This is a genomic window from Pantoea sp. LS15 (genome assembly GCF_012241585.1).
Classification (GTDB): domain Bacteria; phylum Pseudomonadota; class Gammaproteobacteria; order Enterobacterales; family Enterobacteriaceae; genus Enterobacter.
Genome location: NZ_JAAVXA010000002.1, coordinates 478,173 through 498,077 on the forward strand (window position 1 = coordinate 478,173; position 19,905 = coordinate 498,077).

Sequence of the window (19,905 nt, forward strand, 5' to 3'; positions counted from 1 at the left end):
GAATGACAAAACAACGTATTTTTGTCGCCGGTCATCGCGGAATGGTGGGTTCCGCGATTGTTCGCCAGCTGGAGCAGCGCGGTGACGTTGAAGTGGTTGTCCGCACGCGTGACGAGCTGAACCTGCTCGATAGCCGTGCGGTACAGGACTTCTTTGCCAACGAACGCATTGACCAGGTGTATCTGGCGGCGGCGAAAGTGGGTGGCATCGTCGCCAACAACACTTACCCGGCAGATTTCATCTACGAGAACATGATGATTGAGAGCAACATCATTCACGCGGCGCACCTGCACAACGTGAATAAGCTGCTGTTCCTCGGCTCATCCTGTATCTACCCGAAAATGGCGAAGCAGCCAATCGCCGAAAGCGAACTGCTGCAGGGGACGCTGGAAGCGACCAACGAACCCTACGCCATCGCCAAGATTGCCGGGATCAAGCTGTGCGAGTCTTACAACCGTCAGTATAACCGCGACTATCGCTCGGTGATGCCGACCAACCTGTACGGGCCGCACGACAACTTCCACCCGAGCAACTCGCATGTGATCCCGGCGCTGCTGCGTCGTTTTCACGAGGCGACCGCCGAAAACGCGCCTGATGTGGTGGTGTGGGGCAGTGGCACGCCAATGCGTGAATTCCTGCACGTGGACGACATGGCGGCCGCCAGCATTCACGTGATGGAGCTGGATCGCGAGGTGTGGCAAGAGAACACCGAGCCAATGCTGTCGCACATCAACGTGGGCACTGGCATTGACTGCACCATCCGCGAGCTGGCGCAAACCATCGCGCAAGTGGTGGGCTACAAAGGCCGCGTGGTGTTTGACGCCACCAAACCGGACGGCACGCCGCGCAAACTGCTGGACGTGACTCGTCTGCATCAGCTGGGCTGGTACCACGAGGTGTCACTGGAGCAGGGGCTGGCCAGTACTTACCAGTGGTTCCTGGAAAACCAGCACCGCTTCCGGGGGTAATGATGTTTTTAAGTCAGGAAGATTTTGCCACGGTAGTGCGTTCCACTCCGCTCATCTCAATAGATTTGATTGTGGAGAACGAACGCGGCGAGTTCTTGCTGGGGAAACGAACCAACCGTCCTGCACAGGGCTTCTGGTTCGTGCCCGGCGGGCGCGTGCAGAAGGATGAGACGCTTACAGATGCCTTTGAGCGCCTCACTCTGGGCGAACTGGGTCTGCAACAGCCGATGGCTGCGGGCCAGTTTTTCGGGGTCTGGCAGCACTTCTATGACGATAACTTTTCGGGCTCCGGGTTCAGCACGCACTACATCGTGCTGGGGTTCCGCCTGAAGGTGCGTGAGGCAGACCTGCGTCTGCCTGATGCTCAGCATGACGACTACCGCTGGCAGACGCCAGAGGCGTTGCTCGCGAGCGACAACGTCCACGACAACAGTCGGGCGTATTTCCTTGCGGATCGTCAGGCTGGAGTGCCGGGCTTATGAAAATTTTGGTGTATGGAATTAACTACTCGCCGGAATTAACCGGTATCGGGAAATACACCGGCGAGATGGTCGAGTGGATGGCGAGCCAGGGACATGACGTGCGGGTCATTACCGCGCCGCCGTACTACCCGGAATGGAAAGTGGGCGAGCGCTACTCAAGCTGGCGCTACCGTCGCGAAGAGGGTGCGGCGACTGTCTGGCGTTGCCCGCTGTATGTGCCTAAGCAGCCGTCAACGCTGAAACGCTTGATTCACCTTGGCAGCTTTGCCCTGAGCAGTTTTTTCCCGCTGATGGCGCAACGTCGCTGGAAGCCGGATCGCATCATCGGTGTGGTGCCAACGCTGTTTTGCACGCCAGGTATGCGCCTGCTGGGCAAACTCTCCGGCGCGCGCACCTTGCTGCATATTCAGGATTATGAAGTGGACGCCATGCTTGGCCTGGGGATGGCAGGCAAAAGTAAAGGCGGCAAAGTGGCGAAACTCGCCAGCGCGTTTGAGCGTAGCGGTCTGCTTAACGTGGATTATGTCTCGACCATCTCGCGCTCAATGATGAACAAAGCGCAGGAGAAGGGCGTTCCGGCTCAGAAGGTGATCTTCTTCCCCAACTGGTCCGAAGTGGCGCGTTTTCGCGACGTAACTGAAAGTGACGCTCAGGCGCTACGCACCCAGCTAGGTTTGCCTGATGATCAAAAAATCATTCTTTATTCAGGCAACATCGGTGAAAAGCAGGGGCTGGAGAGCGTGATTGAAGCGGCCCAGTTGCTCAGCAAGCAGCCGTGGATGTTTGTGATTGTCGGGCAGGGCGGTGGAAAGGCGCGGCTGGAAAAAATGGCAAGCGAACGCGGCCTGACCAACGTGAAATTTTTCCCGCTTCAGTCCTACGAAGCTCTGCCTGCACTGCTGAAGATGGGAGATTGCCATCTGGTTGTGCAGAAGCGCGGCGCGGCGGATGCGGTGCTGCCGTCCAAACTGACCAACATTCTGGCAGTGGGTGGTAACGCGGTGATTACGGCAGAAGCCGAAACAGAATTAGGCCAGCTGTGTGACAGCTATCCGGGGATCGCGGTGTGCGTGGAGCCGGAATCGGTCCCGGCGCTGGTCACCGGCATTGAACAGGCACTTGCCATGCCAAAAGTGAACACGGTGGCACGTGAATATGCCGAACGCACGCTCGAAAAAGAGAACGTGTTGAGCCAATTTATTGCAGATATACGGGGATAAATCATGAGTCAAACCACTTTGTATCCGGTTGTGATGGCTGGTGGCTCTGGTAGCCGGTTGTGGCCGCTGTCCCGCGTGCTCTATCCAAAACAGTTCCTCTGCCTGAAAGGGGATCTCACCATGCTGCAGACCACGGTGAACCGTCTGCATGGCGTGGAGTGTGAAAGCCCGGTGGTGATTTGTAACGAACAGCACCGTTTTATCGTGGCTGAGCAATTGCGCCAGCTGAATAAACTCACCGAAAACATCATTCTGGAGCCGGCCGGTCGTAACACCGCGCCTGCTATCGCTCTGGCTGCACTGGCAGCAAAACGCAGCAGTCCGGATTGCGACCCGCTGATGCTGGTGCTGGCGGCAGACCACGTTATTCAGCAGGAAGAGGCGTTTCGCAATGCAGTGCGTGCGGCCATTCCTTATGCCGAGAGCGGCAAACTGGTGACGTTCGGCATCGTGCCGGATCTCCCGGAAACTGGCTATGGCTACATCCGCCGTGGCAGCGTGACACCAGGTGAAGGCGACAGCGTGGCGTTTGACGTGGCGCAGTTTGTTGAAAAACCGAATCTGGAAACCGCGCAGGCGTATGTCGCCAGCGGTGAATACTACTGGAACAGTGGGATGTTCCTGTTCCGCGCCGGACGCTATCTGGAAGAGCTGGAAAAATATCGCCCGGATATTCTGAACGCCTGCGAAAAAGCAATGGCAGTGGTGGACCCGGATCTCGACTTTATCCGCGTGGATGAAGAGGCTTTCCTCGCCTGCCCGGAAGAGTCTATTGACTATGCGGTGATGGAACGCACGGCTGACGCCGTTGTGGTACCGATGGATGCGGGCTGGAGCGATGTTGGCTCCTGGTCATCACTTTGGGAGATCAGTGCCCACACCCCGGAGGGAAATGTCCACCATGGTGATGTAATCAGCCATAAGACGGAAAACAGCTACGTTTACGCTGAATCCGGGCTGGTTACCACGGTGGGCGTGAAAGATCTGGTGGTGGTGCAGACCAAAGACGCAGTGTTGATTGCCGACCGTAACGCGGTGCAGGACGTTAAAAAAGTGGTGGAGAAGATTAAGGCCGATGGCCGTCATGAACACCACATTCACCGCGAAGTGTACCGTCCGTGGGGGAAATATGACTCCATCGACGCGGGCGACCGCTATCAGGTGAAACGCATCACCGTGAAACCGGGTGAGGGGTTGTCGGTGCAGATGCATCATCACCGCGCCGAGCACTGGGTGGTGGTGGCGGGTACCGCTAAAGTCACCATTGACGGTGAAGTCAAACTGCTGGGTGAAAACGAGTCCATTTATATTCCCCTGGGGGCGACCCACTGTCTGGAGAACCCCGGGAAAATTCCGCTCGACTTAATTGAAGTGCGTTCTGGCTCTTATCTGGAAGAGGACGACATTGTGCGCTTCCAGGACCGCTACGGGCGCGTGTAACACCGTCTTTAACGCCGGATGGCGCTTCGCTTATCCGGCCTACGAATGAATAAAAACAATTTTGCCTGTTAATCGGGCGGGCTGACTGTTGCCTGAAAAAGGGGTCATCATGGAAAAGTTAACTTGTTTTAAAGCCTACGATATTCGCGGCAAGCTGGGTGAAGAGCTGAATGAAGACATCGCGTGGCGCATTGGCCGCGCGTACGGTGAATATTTAAAACCGCAGACCATCGTGCTGGGCGGTGATGTGCGTCTGACCAGCGAATCCCTGAAGCTGGCGCTGGCGAAAGGGCTGCAGGATGCGGGCGTGGACGTGCTGGACATCGGTCTCTCCGGGACCGAAGAGATTTACTTTGCCACCTTCCACCTGGGCGTGGATGGCGGTATCGAAGTGACGGCCAGCCACAACCCGATGGACTACAACGGCATGAAGCTGGTGCGCAAGGGCGCGCGCCCAATCAGCGGCGACACCGGCCTGCGCGACGTGCAGCGTCTGGCGGAAGCTAACGATTTCCCGCCGGTGAACGACACGAAGCGCGGCAGCTACAAAAAAATCAACCTGCAAAAAGAGTACATCGACCACCTGCTGGGCTACATCAACGTGGCGAACCTGAAGCCGCTGAAGCTGGTGATTAACTCCGGTAACGGCGCGGCCGGCCCGGTTGTCGATGCCCTGGAAGCGCGCTTTAAAGAGCTGAACGTGCCGGTGACCTTCGTCAAAGTGCACAACACCCCGGACGGCAATTTCCCGAACGGTATTCCTAACCCACTGCTGCCGGAGTGCCGCGACGACACCCGCAACGCGGTAATTGAGCACGGCGCGGATATGGGTATCGCCTTTGATGGCGATTTCGACCGCTGCTTCCTGTTCGACGAGAAAGGACAGTTCATCGAGGGCTACTACATCGTCGGCCTGCTGGCGGAAGCGTTCCTCGAGAAAAACCCGGGGGCGAAAATCATTCATGACCCGCGTCTCTCCTGGAACACCGTCGACGTGGTGTCCGCGGCAGGCGGCACGCCGGTGATGTCCAAAACCGGCCACGCCTTTATCAAAGAGCGCATGCGCGAAGAAGACGCTATTTACGGCGGCGAGATGAGCGCACACCACTACTTCCGTGATTTTGCCTACTGCGACAGCGGGATGATCCCGTGGCTGCTGGTGACGGAATTGCTGTGCCTGAAGGGGCAGACCCTGGGCGAGCTGGTGCGCGACCGGATGGTGGCCTTCCCGGCGAGCGGGGAGATCAACAGCAAGCTGGCACAGCCAGCCGAGGCCATTGCCCGCGTGGAGCAGCACTTTGCTATTCACGCGCTGGAAATTGACCGCACGGACGGTATCAGCATGGCGTTCCCGCAGTGGCGCTTCAACCTGCGCTCGTCCAACACCGAGCCGGTGGTGCGCCTGAACGTGGAATCCCGTGCGGATACTGCGCTGATGGAAGCACGAACGAAGGACATTCTGGCGCTGTTGAATCAGTAAAAATTGCCCCTCCCGGCGGGAGGGGGAACCGAAAACAGGAACAACGATGACGAATCTAAAAAAACGCGAGCGAGCGAGAACGAATGCATCGTTAATCTCTATGGTGCAGCGTTTTTCTGATATCACCATCATGGTCGGTGGATTATGGGCGGTGTGTTGGATTAGCGGGCAATCGTTCTTATACATGCATCTGCTGATGGCACTGATTGCGCTGGTCGTGTTTCAGATGATCGGTGGGATGACCGATTTTTATCGCTCGTGGCGCGGTGTGAAAATGACCACCGAACTGATGCTGTTGCTGCAGAACTGGACCTTAAGCCTGATCTTCAGCGCGGGCCTGGTGGCGTTCAGCCATGATTTCGATAATCGTCTGGTGACGTATCTGTGCTGGTATCTGCTGACCAGCGTCGGCATGGTGGTGTGCCGTTCCCTGATCCGCTTTGGCGCGGGCTGGCTGCGTAACCGGGGTTATAACCGTCGCTTTGTCGCCGTAGCAGGAGATTTGCCGGTGGGGCAGGTGCTGCTCGACAGCTTCCGCAAAGAGCCGTGGTTAGGTTTTGAAGTGGTGGGGATCTACCACGACGCCAAACCGGGTGGCGTGCCGTCGGACTGGGCGGGCAACTACGATCAGCTTATTGACGATGCGAAAGCCGGCAAAATTCACAACGTCTACATTGCCATGCAGATGAAAGACGAATCCCGTATTAAGAAACTGATGCGTGAACTGGCGGACACCACCTGTTCGGTGATCCTGATCCCGGACGTCTTTACCTTCAACATTCTTCACTCCCGCATTGAAGAGGTGAACGGTGTGCCGGTCGTACCGCTGTACGACACGCCGCTGTCGGGTATTAACCGCGTGCTGAAGCGCCTGGAAGATATCGTGCTCTCTTCGCTGATTTTGCTGCTGATCTCTCCGGTACTGTGCTGCATTGCCCTGGCGGTGAAACTGAGCTCTCCGGGGCCGGTCATCTTCCGCCAGACCCGCTACGGTATGGACGGTAAGCCGATCATGGTGTGGAAATTCCGCTCCATGAAGGTGATGGAGAATGACAAGGTGGTGAAGCAGGCAACGCAGAACGATCCGCGCGTCACCCGTGTGGGCAACTTCCTGCGTCGTACCTCTCTTGATGAGCTGCCGCAGTTTATCAATGTGTTCACCGGCGGGATGTCGATTGTCGGCCCGCGTCCGCACGCGGTGGCGCATAACGAACAGTACCGCTCGCTGATTGAAGGTTACATGCTGCGCCATAAAGTGAAGCCAGGTATTACCGGCTGGGCGCAGATCAACGGCTGGCGCGGAGAAACCGACACGCTGGAAAAAATGGAAAAACGCATCGAGTTCGACCTGGAATACATTCGCGAATGGAGTCTGTGGTTCGATATCAAGATTGTTTTTCTGACCATCTTCAAAGGTTTCGTGAACAAAGCGGCGTACTAAGATGAGCTTACGTGAAAAAACCATCAGCGGCGCCAAGTGGTCAGCGATGGCGACCATCGTCATCATTGGCCTTGGCCTGGTGCAGATGACCGTGCTGGCGCGCATTATTGATAATCACCAGTTCGGCCTGCTGACCGTCTCGCTGGTGATTATTGCCCTGGCCGATACGCTGTCTGACTTTGGTATCGCCAACTCGATTATCCAGCGCAAAGAGATCAGCCATCTTGAACTGACCACGCTCTACTGGCTGAACGTGGGGCTGGGGATTTTCGTGTTTGTGCTGGTGTTCCTGCTGAGCGATACCATCGCCAGCGTGCTGCATAACCCGGATCTGGCTCCGCTGATGCGTACGCTGTCGTTTGCCTTTGTGGTGATCCCCCACGGGCAGCAGTTCCGCGCGCTGATGCAAAAAGAGCTGGAATTCAACAAGATTGGGATGATCGAGACCAGTGCCGTTCTGGCGGGCTTTACCTTCACGGTGGTCAGTGCTCATTTCTGGCCGCTGGCGATGACCGCGATTCTGGGGTATCTGGTTAACTCTGCTGTACGTACACTGCTGTTCGGTTATTTTGGCCGCAAGATTTACCGTCCGGGACTGCATTTCTCACTGGCCTCCGTCTCCTCCAACCTGCGTTTTGGCGCGTGGCTGACGGCAGACAGCATTATCAACTACGTCAACACCAACCTTTCCACGCTGGTGCTGGCGCGTATTCTCGGCGCGAGCGTAGCAGGCGGCTACAACCTGGCCTATAACGTCGCGGTCGTTCCTCCGATGAAGCTCAACCCGATTATTACCCGCGTGCTGTTCCCGGCGTTCGCCAAGATTCAGGACGACACCGAGAAGTTGCGCGTCAACTTCTACAAGCTGCTCTCTGTGGTGGGGATCATTAACTTCCCGGTGCTGCTGGGGTTGATGGTGGTATCCAGCAATTTCGTACCGCTGGTGTTTGGCGAGAAGTGGAATGGCATCATCCCTATCCTGCAACTGCTGTGCGTGGTGGGGCTGTTGCGCTCTGTGGGGAACCCTATTGGGTCTTTGCTGATGGCGAAGGCGCGCGTGGATATCAGCTTTAAGTTCAACGTGTTCAAAACCTTCCTGTTTATCCCGGCGATTATTGTTGGCGGACATATGGCGGGGGCCATTGGCGTTACGCTGGGCTTCCTGCTGGTGCAGATCGTCAATACCGTTCTGAGCTACTTCATCATGATTAAGCCGGTGCTGGGCTCCAGCTACCGTCAGTACATCCTGAGCCTGTGGCTGCCGTTCTATCTGTCACTGCCTACCCTGGCGGTGAGCTACGGCCTGGGTGTGCTCCTCACTGGTCATCTGCCGCTGGCCGCGCTGCTGGCGGTGCAGGTAGTGGCGGGTGCGCTGGCATTCGGCGTGATGATTGTGCTGTCACGTAATGCGCTGGTGGTGGAGATGAAACGTCAGTTTTGCCGTAACGAAAAAATGAAAACGCTGCTTCGCGCAGGCTAGTTATTTAAGAGGCCATTATGAAATTACTTATTCTTGGCAACCATACCTGCGGCAACCGTGGCGACAGCGCCATCCTGCGCGGTTTACTGGATGCAATTAACACCCTTAAGCCTGAGACCGAAGTGGATGTGATGAGCCGTTATCCGGTGAGTTCATCCTGGCTACTGAACCGCCCGGTAATGGGTGACCCGCTTTACAGCCAGATGAAACAACACAACAACGCCGCAGGCGTGATGGGACGCGTGAAGAAAGTCCTTCGTCGTCGTTACCAGCACCAGGTGCTGCTTTCCCGTGTGACCGATACCGGCAAGCTGCGTAACATCGCTATCGCGCAGGGCTTTACTGATTTCGTTCGTCTGCTGTCGGGGTATGACGCGATTATCCAGGTCGGCGGTTCGTTCTTCGTCGATCTCTACGGCGTGCCGCAGTTTGAGCATGCGCTTTGTACGTTCATGGCGAAAAAGCCGCTGTTTATGATTGGTCACAGCGTCGGGCCCTTCCAGGAACCGCAGTTTAACCAGCTGGCAAACTATGTTTTCGGCCACTGCGATGCCCTGATTCTGCGCGAGTCGGTCAGCCTTGAGATGATGAAGCGCAGCGAAATTGATACGTCAAAAGTTGAGCACGGCGTGGACACGGCCTGGCTGGTGGATCACCAGGACGACAGCTTCCAGGCAAGCTACGCGGTGCAGCACTGGCTGGATGTGGCGGCAAAACAGAAGACGGTCGCCATAACCCTGCGTGAGCTCGCTCCATTCGATAAACGTTTAGGCACGACGCAGGCAGCGTATGAAAAAGCGTTCGCTGACGTGGTGAACCGCGTGCTGGAGAGCGGCTATCAGGTGCTGGCGCTTTCCACCTGTACCGGTATCGACAGTTACAACAAAGATGATCGCATGGTCGCGCTGAATCTGCGCAACCTGGTTAATGACCCGTCCCGTTATCACGTGGTGATGGATGAACTGAACGATCTCGAGATGGGCAAGCTGCTCTCTGCCTGCGACCTGACGGTAGGTACCCGTCTGCACTCGGCGATTATCTCCATGAACTTCGGTACGCCAGCCATTGCCATTAACTATGAGCACAAGTCAGCCGGGATTATGCAGCAGCTTGGAATGCCGGAAATGGCCGTGGATATTCGTCATCTGCTGGATGGTTCGCTCGGGGCGATGGTGGGGGACACCCTGGGTCAGTTACCTGCCATCAATGAACGCCTGGCCGTGGCGGTGAAAGCCGAGCGCGAGAAGGGCATTGGGATGGTGAAGTCGGTACTGGATCGCGTCCGGGAGGGGAAATGAAGGTTGGTTTCTTCTTACTGAAATTTCCGCTGTCGTCTGAAACGTTTGTCCTGAACCAAATCACTGCGTTTATCGATATGGGGTATGACGTGGAGATTATCGCCCTGCAAAAGGGCGATACCAAAAACACCCATGCGGCCTATACCCAGTATGGGCTGGAGGCGAAAACCCGCTGGCTGCAGGATGAGCCGTCCGGGAAGCTGAATAAGCTACGCCACCGCGCCAGCCAGACTTTACGTGGATTCCATCGCGCATCGACATGGCGGGCGCTGAATATTTCCCGCTATGGGGCGGAGTCGCGCAATCTGATCCTGTCGGCCATCTGCGGACAAACGGCGCAGCCGTATCGTGCGGATGTGTTTATCGCCCACTTTGGCCCGGCGGGCGTCACCGCCGCGAAATTGCGTGAGCTGGGAGTTATTGACGGTAAGATTGCCACAATCTTCCACGGTATCGACATTTCCAGCCGTGAGGTGCTGAACCATTACACGCCGGAGTATCAGCAGCTTTTCCGGCGCGGAGATATGATGCTGCCCATCAGCGACTTGTGGGCCGGGCGCCTGAAAAATATGGGCTGTCCGGGGGAGAAAATTACCGTTTCGCGGATGGGCGTTGATTTAGAGCGGTTTACCCGCCGCCCGGTGAAGGTGCCGGGTAAACCGCTGCAGATCATTTCTGTTGCGCGTTTGACGGAGAAGAAAGGTCTGCATGTGGCCATCGAAGCCTGCCGCCAGTTGAAAGCGCGCGGGGTGGATTTCCACTATCGCATTCTCGGCATTGGGCCGTGGGAGCGTCGACTGCGCACGCTGATTGAACAGTATCAACTGGAAGACGTCATCGAGATGCCAGGCTTCAAGCCAAGCCACGAGGTGAAGGCCATGCTTGATGAGGCGGATGTGTTTCTGCTGCCTTCCGTAACGGGAACCGATGGCGATATGGAAGGTATTCCGGTGGCGCTGATGGAGGCGATGGCCGTTGGTATTCCGGTGGTTTCTACCCTGCACAGCGGGATCCCGGAGCTGATTAAGTCTGACCATTCCGGCTGGCTGGTGCCGGAGAATAATGCTATGGCGCTGGCCGATCGATTAGCGGCATTTAGCGACATCGACCAGCAGGCGCTGGAGCCTGTGCTCCACAATGCCCGACAAAAAGTTGAAACTGATTTTAACCAGCAGGTGATTAATCGCCAGTTAGCAAGCCTGCTGCAAACGCTGTAACGCCGAGGTTGTATGCTGAAAAAGATTACCCGACGCACCTTTGTCTCTTCTCTGTCCGTTCTGGCGGCCACGCCGCTGCTGTCGTCCCGCATTGCGCGGGCGGCAACCGGAAGAACGGTCTCTGTTAATCAGTACAATAACAACGACTGGATCGCCGCCTTTAAGCAGGCGTTTAACGACGGTGATACCGTCGTTGTGCCTGCGGGACTTACCTGCGAAAACATCAATACGGGCATTTTCATTCCTGACGGTAAAACGCTGCTGATCCGCGGGGCATTAACCGGTAATGGCCGCGGCCGGTTTGTTCTGCAGGAAGGCAGTAAAGTGATCGGTGAAAACGAGGGACGGACAGAGAATATCACTCTCGATGTGCGTGGCTCCGACTGCGTTATTAAAGGGCTGGCCATGAGCGGTTTTGGCCCTGTGGCGCAGATCTACATCGGCGGTAAGAAACCCAGCGTGATGCGCAATTTGCTGATTGATAACATCAGCGTGAGTCAGGCCAATTACGCCATCCTGCGCCAGGGCTTCCATAACCAGGTGGACGGTGCCCGTATCACCAACAGCAAATTCAGCCATCTGCAGGGCGACGCGATCGAGTGGAACGTGGCCATCAACGATCGCAATATCCTGATCTCCGACCATGTTATCGACAACATCAACTGCACTAACGGCAAAATCAACTGGGGCATCGGCATTGGCCTTGCCGGGAGCACTTACGATAATGACTACCCGGAAAAGCAGACAGTTAAGAACTTTGTAGTGGCAAACATCACTGGCAGCAACTGTCGTCAGTTAGTGCATGTTGAAAATGGTAAACATTTTGTTATCCGCAATATCAAGGCCAAAAATATTACCCCCGATTTCAGTAAAAAGGCGGGAATAGACAACGCCACGGTAGCCATTTACGGCTGTGATAATTTCATTATTGATAATGTCGATATTGTCAATAGTGCCGGAATGTTAATCGGCTATGGGGTAATAAAAGGCGATTATTTATCCATCCCGCAGAACTTCAAGCTTAACAATATCCACCTTGATAATCGCCAGTTGGCGTATAAGCTGCGCGGAATCCAAATTTCATCCGGTAACGCGACGTCGTTTGTGGCGATTACCAACGTCGAGATGCAGCGTGCTACCCTGGAGCTGCATAACAAACCGCAACATCTCTTTTTACGTAATATCAATGTGATGCAGGAGGCTGCCGTGGGGCCTGCCCTGAAGATCAATTTCGATCTGCGTAAAGATGTGCGCGGTAAGTTTATGGCAAAAGACGAAACCTTACTGTCACTGGCGAACATCAAAGCCGTTAATGAGAAGGGACAAAGCTCGGTGGATATTGACCGGGTGGACCAGCAGGTTGTGAATGTGGAACGACTGAATTTTGCGCTTCCGCACAGATAATCGACAATCGTCGGTTTTGGGACTATTCCTGGCATAAAAGCGTGATCGAATCAGATTACAACTACAGAAATTTATGGGGCTAAGGCGTAACATGACCCGAGAATTACGGCAAATCATGCTGGTGAAAACAGGTTTAAGAGCTATAATTCGTCAACCATTTTAAGGTGGAAGAAATAATGATTAATTTGAAAGCAGTCATTCCGGTAGCAGGCCTGGGCATGCATATGCTGCCAGCCACAAAAGCCATTCCAAAAGAGATGCTGCCGATCGTCGACAAGCCAATGATTCAGTACATTGTTGACGAGATTGTTGCTGCAGGGATCAAAGAAATCGTCCTGGTTACGCACTCTTCCAAGAATGCGGTAGAAAACCACTTCGACACCTCTTACGAACTCGAAGCGTTGCTTGAGCAGCGCGTTAAGCGCCAACTGCTGGCGGAAGTGCAGTCTATTTGCCCGCCAGGCGTGACCATCATGAACGTGCGTCAGGCTCAACCGCTGGGTCTGGGTCACTCCATTTTGTGTGCCCGCCCGGTCGTGGGTGATAACCCGTTCATCGTCGTTCTGCCAGACATCATCATTGATACCGCTTCAGCTGATCCACTGCGTTACAACCTGGCGGCATTGGTGGCCCGTTTCAATGAAACAGGCCGCAGCCAGGTGCTGGCGAAACGCATGAAAGGCGATCTCTCCGAGTACTCCGTAATTCAGACGAAGGAAGCGCTGGAGACGGAAGGGCAGGTGAGCCGCATCGTTGAGTTCATCGAAAAACCGGATCAGCCGCAGACGCTGGATTCAGACCTGATGGCGGTTGGCCGTTATGTGCTGAACGCCGATATCTGGGCCGAACTGGAAAAAACCGAGCCAGGTGCCTGGGACCGTATTCAGCTCACCGATGCGATAGCTGAACTGGCGAAGAAGCAGTCCGTGGACGCGATGCTGATGACTGGCGACAGCTATGACTGTGGTAAGAAAATGGGCTATATGCAGGCATTTGTGAACTATGGGCTGCGTAACCTGAAGGAAGGGGCGAAGTTCAGAAGTCGTATTGAGAAGTTGCTGGCTAACGACTGATTTTATCTTACTTGATTTGCACAAGCGGCAGTCATCATTTGGGTATGTTGAAACATAACCAAAATGATAGCTGCCGTTTTTTGTTATTAATTCTAATAATAACATGGGTTTATCTGATTTAAATCTGGTCAGATTTGTAACGATTTGTGCTTGTTTCTGTGGTCATTTAGGACGACAATTAGCGCCAGCTTTTGTCTGATTCCAGACAAAATACCCAATTTCAAATTTCGCTCAGTGCACTGGTAGCTGTTAAGCCAGGGGCGGTAGCGTGCTTAATTTCTGAAACCGGACTTAAATATCAGGGTTTCAGAGCGCCAGTATCTCGACATATTCAATATACGGAACAGATAACGTGAAAATTCTTGTGACGGGCGGGGCCGGCTTTATCGGCTCAGCGGTTGTGCGACATATTATTAAAAATACCCAGGATGCAGTCGTCAATGTGGATAAGTTGACGTATGCCGGTAACCTGGAGTCGCTTACCGAAGTCAGCGATAGCGATCGATATGCCTTTGAGCATGCGGATATCTGTGACAAGGCGGTTATGGATCGTATTTTTGCTGAGCACAAACCCGATGCGGTGATGCACCTGGCAGCGGAAAGCCATGTTGATCGTTCCATTACCGGCCCTGCTGCGTTTATTGAGACCAATATCGTGGGCACCTATGTGCTCCTTGAAGCGGCTCGCGCGTACTGGTCAACTCTGGATGATAACGCGAAGAAAGCATTCCGTTTCCATCACATCTCGACCGATGAAGTTTACGGTGATTTGCCTCATCCTGATGAACACCCGGCAGCAACCGATTTACCGCTGTTTACTGAAACGACGGCCTATGCGCCAAGTAGCCCGTACTCTGCTTCGAAGGCCTCCAGCGATCATCTGGTTCGTGCCTGGTTGCGTACTTATGGGTTCCCGACCATCGTCACTAACTGCTCTAATAACTACGGCCCGTACCATTTCCCTGAGAAACTGATTCCGCTGGTGATCCTGAACGCACTGGACGGTAAAGCGCTGCCTATCTACGGCAAAGGCGATCAGATCCGTGACTGGCTGTATGTTGAAGACCATGCGCGAGCGCTGTACACCGTCGTAACCCAGGGTAAACCGGGTGAGACTTATAACATCGGTGGACATAACGAAAAGCAGAATCTGGATGTTGTGCATGCTATTTGCGATCTGCTGGATGAAATTGTCCCTAAAGAGGGCTCTTATCGCGATCAAATCACCTACGTTGCTGACCGTCCAGGCCACGATCGCCGCTATGCGATTGATGCGCATAAAATCGGTGTTGAGCTGGGATGGAAGCCAGTTGAAACATTTGAAAGTGGCATTCGCAAGACCGTGGAATGGTATCTGAATAATAAAAAATGGTGCATTCGAGTGCAGGATGGAAGTTATCAACGTGAGCGTCTGGGGTTAGTATAAATGAAAGGTATTATTTTAGCGGGTGGTTCGGGAACCCGACTCTATCCAATTACGATGGGTGTCTCAAAGCAGCTATTACCTATTTATGATAAACCGATGATCTATTATCCGTTATCAGTATTAATGCTTGCAGGTATAAGAGATATTTTAATAATTACCACTCCCGAAGACCGGGAAGGATTTATACGTCTTCTTGGAGATGGTTCAACCCTCGGTTTGAAGTTGCAATATGCCATTCAACCTTCTCCGGATGGACTCGCTCAGGCATTTATTATTGGTGAAGAGTTTATCGGCAACGATTCTGTTTGTCTGGTGTTAGGAGACAACATTTTTTATGGTCAAGGCTTTTCTCCAAAATTAAAAGAGGCTGCAGTCCGGGCAACAACAAAAGCAACTGTTTTTGGTTATCAGGTTAAAGACCCTGAACGATTTGGTGTTGTAGAATTTGATGAAAACCGCAATGTACTCTCAATAGAGGAAAAGCCGGCTAAACCTAAAAGTAATTATGCAGTGACAGGTTTGTATTTTTATACAAACGAAGTCGTTGAATTTGCGAAAAAAGTCAAACCCTCTGAGCGAGGTGAACTTGAAATAACATCAATCAACCAAATGTATCTTGAGAAGGGCGATCTGGTTGTTGAGATGCTGGGGCGTGGTTTTGCCTGGCTGGATACGGGCACTCATGAAAGTTTATTACAGGCTGCACAATTTGTTGAAACAATCGAGGTCCGGCAGGGCTTTAAAGTCGCATGTCTGGAAGAAATTGCTTATAACAATGGATGGTTGGCAAAGGAAGACGTGCAGAAGCAGGCTGTCTTAATGTCGAAAAATGGTTATGGTCAATATCTTTCTCAACTCATTAAGTAATGTATAGTGTCTGAACTTAAAACAAAGACCGTGAATGGTCTAAAATGGAGTGCTTTGGAGAGAATACTCTCACAGGGTGTTCAGCTCATTTTGATGCTGATATTGGCGCGTCTATTAGGACCAAAAGCCTTCGGTCTCATCGGGATGTTAGCTATCTTCATTGCGATAGGTCAGGTCTTTATTGATAGCGGATTTAGTTCAGCACTGATAAGAAAGACCGATCGTACTGATGTAGATTACTCAACAGCATTTTATTTTAATATTGTTGTAGCTTTTTGCTTCTATATTTTTCTTTATTTAAGCTCAGGCTACATCGCTGAGTTCTATCAACAACCTGAATTAACCTTATTAACAAAAGTAATAGGGTTAACGCTTCTGGCAAACTGCTTCTCAGTGGTGCCCAGAACAATTTTGACAGTCTCGATGAATTTTAAAGCGCAAGCAAAAGCATCGATCTGTTCTGTTGTTTTGGGAGGATTTGTTGCCTTAATTATGGCGTGGAATGGTTTCGGTGTTTGGGCGCTGGTAGCGCAGACGCTAACCACAGCCGTGTTCAGCTCTGTTTTTCTTAATCTCATCACACGCTGGGTCCCAGTCTTTTGCTTTTCAAAAAAGTCGTTTAACTATCTCTTTGGTTTTGGAGGGAAATTATTAATTTCTGGTTTGCTAGATACGGCTTACAATAATCTCTATCAAATCATTATCGGTAAAAAATTTAATGCGGAAAATGTTGGGCAGTTCACTCAGGCCAACCAGATATCCAGCATTCCCGCAATGACCATGACCAATATTATTCAACGTGTCACCTATCCTATGTTTAGTCATATGCAAAGTGATCAGCATAAGATGGATGAGTATTATTTGTTGACAATGAAAGTGGCTGCTTTATTTATTTTTCCGCTAATGGCTGGGGTTGCCATTCTTGCTCAACCACTATTGCAACTAGTGTTAGGTGTACAATGGAGTGAGGCTGCAAAACTTGTTACCGTTTTGGCTTTAGCATATATGCTTTACCCTATTCATGCAATTAACCTGAATGTGCTACAAGTCAAAGGCCGCAGTGATCTTTTCCTGAAGCTAGAGATTATTAAAAAAATCATAGGTATTTCTATCATAGCTGTAACGATGAATTATAGTATTTATTTTATGTGTGTCGGGCTATTAATTCATTCTTATTTGGCTCTCCTGTTAAATACTTATTATACGGGGAAGCTAACCGGATTAACGGTATGGCGTCAATTCAAAGAAGTATCGCCTATCTGGTTGATTACCATGATATCATGTTTAATTGCCAAAATTATTGCTGTCTATCTCACGGTGCATGATATTTGGCAGATCGTAACAATGTTAACTTTAGCGCCTGGTATATATGTAGCCTTGATTTACCTCACGCAAAGAAAATTATTTAAGATTGTGTTGTCTATCAAAGAATAGAGAAAACTAAATGAAAAATATACCAGTGACTCAACCTTTTCTTCCTGAACTCAGCGAGTTTATTCCTTACCTGGAACAAATTTGGGATAATAAATGGTTAACTAATAATGGTCCCTTCCATCAGCAACTCGAAAAAGAACTGTGTGAGTATTTGGGAGTTGAGTACATATCTCTTTTTAATAATGCAACAATTGCACTCATCACTGCTCTTCAGGCACTTCGCATTTCTGGTGAAGTGATCACTACCCCATACTCCTTCATTGCGACCAGTCATTCGATTTTATGGAATGGATTGAAGCCGGTATTCGTTGATATTGACCCTAAAACATTCAATATCGATCCAAAGAAAATCGAAGCTGCCATTACGCCAAATACAACAGCTATCATGCCTGTCCACTGCTATTCCAGTCCTTGTGATGTCGAAGCTATTCAGGACATTGCGGACAATTACGGGCTGCGTGTGATATACGATGCTGCTCATGCATTTGGAGTCAATTACAAAGGCCAGAGTATTCTACGATTTGGCGATATGTCTATCCTCAGTTTCCATGCCACCAAAGTCTTCAACACATTTGAAGGTGGAGCCATTATTTGTCAGGATGCCAAGACTAAGCAACGCATTGACAGATTAAAGAATTTTGGTATTGCTGATGAACTCACCGTAACGGCACCTGGAATCAACGGCAAAATGAGTGAAATCAACGCTGCCTTCGGTCTGGTTCAGCTCAAGCATATTAATAGCGCAATTGAGCAGCGTAAAAAAATCGACATAGCATACCGAGAAGCACTCTCGAGTATCGAAGGGATAACAGTTCCTGAGCCATCAGAATATTCAAACAGTAACTATTCTTATTTCCCGGTGTTGATTGAACCTGAATTCCGCCTTTCCAGAGATGAGCTTTATCTTGAGCTAAAACGAAATGATATACTGTCTCGTCGCTATTTCTATCCATTGATCAGTAACATGCCAATGTACAGAGGAATCGAATCAGCTGCCGTCGAGAATCTTCCTTTATCAAATGCTATTTCTGATAAAGTGCTGTGCTTGCCAATTTTCAACGAATTAAATGAAAATGATTTCTCTCGCATTATAAATGTTATTCGAGGGTAAAATGGCTATCTTAACCCGTGAAGAAGTAGAACAGATGGGATTTGCCTCTGTTGGAGAGAATGTCTTTATCTCAACGAAAGCATCTTTCTATGGTGTGTCAAAAATCCATATTGGTCATAATGTTCGAATAGATGATTTCTGCGTCATTTCTGCAGGAGAGGGGGGGGTGTATATTGGGAATTATATTCATATCGCAGTGTACTCTTCTCTGATTGGCTCAGGCAGAATTACATTGATGGACTATTCAAATATTTCTTCGCGGGTTTCTATTTACTCAAGCAATGATGACTACTCAGGTAATTATATGAGTAACCCGATGGTGCCTGATGAATTTACTAATGTTACGCATGCACCTGTAATTATTGGCATGCATGTGATAATCGGGTCGGGTAGCGTTATATTACCTGGTGTGCTTATAGGGGATGGAGTTGCAATCGGTGCACTTTCTCTGGTAAAAGAGAATTGTGAAGACTTTTATATTTACGCTGGCAACCCTTTAAAAAAGATAAAAGCACGAGCACGTGATTTACTTAAAAAAGAAAATTTATTAGCATCACTTGTTGAAAAATCAAATGAGCTTAAAGAATGAAAGGAAGTAGATATGGTTGGTGATATAATAGTTTCAGTATGTTGTATTACTTATAACCAAGAGTCTTACATAGATAATTGTATAGAAAATATCCTGGCTCAGGAAACAACTTTTAAATTTGAAATTGTTATTGGGGATGATTGTAGCACCGATGCGACGCGAGAAAAACTTGAAGCATGGAGGTTAAGATTTCCTGACCAAATCAATGTAATCTATAATGAAAACAATCTAGGTCCTAATGGCAATATCCTTTCAGTTTTCCATCAAGCAAGAGGCGCATATATTGCCTTTTGTGAGGGTGATGATTATTGGATTGATAATAAAAAACTTCAAAAACAATATGATAGTTTAAAACTAAATCCGAATATCGATTTTTGTTTCCATAGTGCCTTTATGGAGCAAAATGGTCAAAGAAAGTTATCATTTAACTATGGTTCGGTTCAAAAGATATTTTATATAAACGATGTCTTAAATGTAGTTGGACAATTTGCACCTACTGCATCTTATATGTTTAAACGAAATATATGCGAAAAACTACCATCTTGGTTTTCTGAATGCTGCATTGGGGATCTTTTTCTCGAGTTATATTCCATGGGTAATGGTGGTATTTATCTTCCTGAGCCTATGTCAGTGTATAGAGTCAATGCAGTTGGTTCCTGGTCTGAAGCAATTAAAAATGATATACATAAATTTACTTCTCGGCATTTAAATATTGCAAAGTATTTGCTGTTGGCAAAATCACAGTTCGCAAAATATGATGCTGATTTTGATAAGAAAATTGCTAATGTATATTTGAATATGTGTACAAGATTTATTTTTGAACGAAATGATAAGTTATTCCTTTGTTATTTAAATGAAGCAAACAGAGTAAGTGAAAAATTTACAGCAAAACAAAAACTATATAATAGGCTAAAATATTTTCCGCGGATTATATATTTTATCCATTATCTCAATTCATTTTTTCGAAAATAAGAG

General features: G+C 50.5%; 17 protein-coding genes. All 17 read left to right on the top strand.

Features of this window, described 5'->3' with window-relative positions:
• Positions 1-2 precede the first annotated feature (2 nt).
• The 17 genes from fcl to HED65_RS05730 all read left to right on the top strand — a co-directional run bounded on the left by fcl (position 3) and on the right by HED65_RS05730 (position 19,902).
• Entirely contained in the window at positions 3-968 is a 966-nt protein-coding gene (gene fcl / locus HED65_RS05650) for a GDP-L-fucose synthase (protein ID WP_028016375.1), read from the top strand.
• 2 nt (positions 969-970) lie between these two features.
• Positions 971-1,450, top strand: coding sequence for a GDP-mannose mannosyl hydrolase (locus HED65_RS05655; RefSeq protein ID WP_114977772.1), 480 nt, complete (start codon positions 971-973; stop codon positions 1,448-1,450).
• Positions 1,447-2,670: a colanic acid biosynthesis fucosyltransferase WcaI gene (gene wcaI, locus HED65_RS05660; protein ID WP_114977773.1), complete on the top strand. Its 1,224-nt coding sequence runs from the start codon at positions 1,447-1,449 to the stop codon at positions 2,668-2,670. The genes HED65_RS05655 and wcaI overlap by 4 nt, the downstream gene beginning before the upstream one ends.
• Positions 2,671-2,673: 3 nt before the next feature.
• Positions 2,674-4,110, top strand: a complete 1,437-nt coding sequence (cpsB, locus tag HED65_RS05665) for a mannose-1-phosphate guanyltransferase (protein ID WP_028016378.1) — start codon at positions 2,674-2,676, stop codon at positions 4,108-4,110.
• Positions 4,111-4,219: 109 nt separating this feature from the next.
• Positions 4,220-5,590, top strand: a complete 1,371-nt coding sequence (gene cpsG / locus HED65_RS05670; protein ID WP_114977774.1) for a colanic acid biosynthesis phosphomannomutase CpsG — start codon at positions 4,220-4,222, stop codon at positions 5,588-5,590.
• 46 nt (positions 5,591-5,636) lie between these two features.
• Positions 5,637-7,031, top strand: a complete 1,395-nt coding sequence (wcaJ, locus tag HED65_RS05675) for an undecaprenyl-phosphate glucose phosphotransferase (RefSeq protein ID WP_114977775.1) — start codon at positions 5,637-5,639, stop codon at positions 7,029-7,031.
• Between the two features lies 1 nt (position 7,032).
• Complete coding sequence (gene wzxC, locus HED65_RS05680; RefSeq protein ID WP_114977776.1) at positions 7,033-8,511, top strand: colanic acid undecaprenyl disphosphate flippase WzxC; 1,479 nt, start codon at positions 7,033-7,035, stop codon at positions 8,509-8,511.
• Between the two features lie 17 nt (positions 8,512-8,528).
• Positions 8,529-9,809: a colanic acid biosynthesis pyruvyl transferase WcaK gene (gene wcaK, locus HED65_RS05685; RefSeq protein WP_114977777.1), complete on the top strand. Its 1,281-nt coding sequence runs from the start codon at positions 8,529-8,531 to the stop codon at positions 9,807-9,809.
• Positions 9,806-11,026 (top strand): colanic acid biosynthesis glycosyltransferase WcaL, encoded by a 1,221-nt coding sequence (gene wcaL, locus HED65_RS05690; protein WP_114977778.1) that lies wholly within the window; start codon positions 9,806-9,808, stop codon positions 11,024-11,026. Before wcaK ends, wcaL begins: the two co-directional genes overlap by 4 nt.
• 12 nt (positions 11,027-11,038) lie before the next feature.
• A complete protein-coding gene (wcaM, locus tag HED65_RS05695; RefSeq protein ID WP_114977779.1) occupies positions 11,039-12,430 on the top strand; it encodes a colanic acid biosynthesis protein WcaM in 1,392 nt (463 codons plus the stop codon).
• A 176-nt stretch (positions 12,431-12,606) separates the two neighbouring features.
• Positions 12,607-13,503 (top strand): GalU regulator GalF, encoded by an 897-nt coding sequence (gene galF, locus HED65_RS05700; RefSeq protein ID WP_114977780.1) that lies wholly within the window; start codon positions 12,607-12,609, stop codon positions 13,501-13,503.
• Positions 13,504-13,855: 352 nt separating this feature from the next.
• A complete protein-coding gene (rfbB, locus tag HED65_RS05705; RefSeq protein ID WP_114977781.1) occupies positions 13,856-14,929 on the top strand; it encodes a dTDP-glucose 4,6-dehydratase in 1,074 nt (357 codons plus the stop codon).
• The gene (gene rfbA / locus HED65_RS05710) at positions 14,930-15,796 is read left to right on the top strand and encodes a glucose-1-phosphate thymidylyltransferase RfbA (RefSeq protein WP_114977782.1); all 867 of its coding nucleotides are present in this window, start codon (positions 14,930-14,932) and stop codon (positions 15,794-15,796) included.
• A 6-nt stretch (positions 15,797-15,802) separates the two neighbouring features.
• On the top strand, positions 15,803-17,230 hold the full coding sequence (locus HED65_RS05715; RefSeq protein ID WP_114977783.1) for a lipopolysaccharide biosynthesis protein: 1,428 nt from the start codon (positions 15,803-15,805) through the stop codon (positions 17,228-17,230).
• Between the two features lie 10 nt (positions 17,231-17,240).
• Complete coding sequence (vioA, locus tag HED65_RS05720) at positions 17,241-18,341, top strand: dTDP-4-amino-4,6-dideoxy-D-glucose aminotransferase VioA (protein WP_114977784.1); 1,101 nt, start codon at positions 17,241-17,243, stop codon at positions 18,339-18,341.
• 1 nt (position 18,342) lies between these two features.
• Positions 18,343-18,930 carry an acyltransferase gene (locus HED65_RS05725; protein WP_114977785.1) on the top strand — a complete coding sequence of 196 codons (588 nt, stop codon included), beginning with the start codon at positions 18,343-18,345 and terminating at the stop codon, positions 18,928-18,930.
• 12 nt (positions 18,931-18,942) lie between these two features.
• The gene (locus HED65_RS05730) at positions 18,943-19,902 is read left to right on the top strand and encodes a glycosyltransferase family 2 protein (protein WP_114977786.1); all 960 of its coding nucleotides are present in this window, start codon (positions 18,943-18,945) and stop codon (positions 19,900-19,902) included.
• Positions 19,903-19,905 lie beyond the last annotated feature (3 nt).

Bases quoted from the DNA above. Each gene is read 5' to 3' on its own strand.
- cpsB (WP_028016378.1), top strand. From the start codon at position 2,674: ATGAGTCAAACCACTTTGTATCCGGTTGTGATGGCTGGTGGCTCTGGT.
- HED65_RS05725 (WP_114977785.1), top strand. From the start codon at position 18,343: ATGGCTATCTTAACCCGTGAAGAAGTAGAACAGATGGGATTTGCCTCT.
- wcaJ (WP_114977775.1), top strand. From the start codon at position 5,637: ATGACGAATCTAAAAAAACGCGAGCGAGCGAGAACGAATGCATCGTTA.
- HED65_RS05655 (WP_114977772.1), top strand. From the start codon at position 971: ATGTTTTTAAGTCAGGAAGATTTTGCCACGGTAGTGCGTTCCACTCCG.
- wcaM (WP_114977779.1), top strand. From the start codon at position 11,039: ATGCTGAAAAAGATTACCCGACGCACCTTTGTCTCTTCTCTGTCCGTT.
- wzxC (WP_114977776.1), top strand. From the start codon at position 7,033: ATGAGCTTACGTGAAAAAACCATCAGCGGCGCCAAGTGGTCAGCGATG.
- fcl (WP_028016375.1), top strand. From the start codon at position 3: ATGACAAAACAACGTATTTTTGTCGCCGGTCATCGCGGAATGGTGGGT.
- cpsG (WP_114977774.1), top strand. From the start codon at position 4,220: ATGGAAAAGTTAACTTGTTTTAAAGCCTACGATATTCGCGGCAAGCTG.
- wcaI (WP_114977773.1), top strand. From the start codon at position 1,447: ATGAAAATTTTGGTGTATGGAATTAACTACTCGCCGGAATTAACCGGT.
- galF (WP_114977780.1), top strand. From the start codon at position 12,607: ATGATTAATTTGAAAGCAGTCATTCCGGTAGCAGGCCTGGGCATGCAT.
- wcaL (WP_114977778.1), top strand. From the start codon at position 9,806: ATGAAGGTTGGTTTCTTCTTACTGAAATTTCCGCTGTCGTCTGAAACG.
- rfbA (WP_114977782.1), top strand. From the start codon at position 14,930: ATGAAAGGTATTATTTTAGCGGGTGGTTCGGGAACCCGACTCTATCCA.
- wcaK (WP_114977777.1), top strand. From the start codon at position 8,529: ATGAAATTACTTATTCTTGGCAACCATACCTGCGGCAACCGTGGCGAC.
- vioA (WP_114977784.1), top strand. From the start codon at position 17,241: ATGAAAAATATACCAGTGACTCAACCTTTTCTTCCTGAACTCAGCGAG.
- HED65_RS05730 (WP_114977786.1), top strand. From the start codon at position 18,943: ATGGTTGGTGATATAATAGTTTCAGTATGTTGTATTACTTATAACCAA.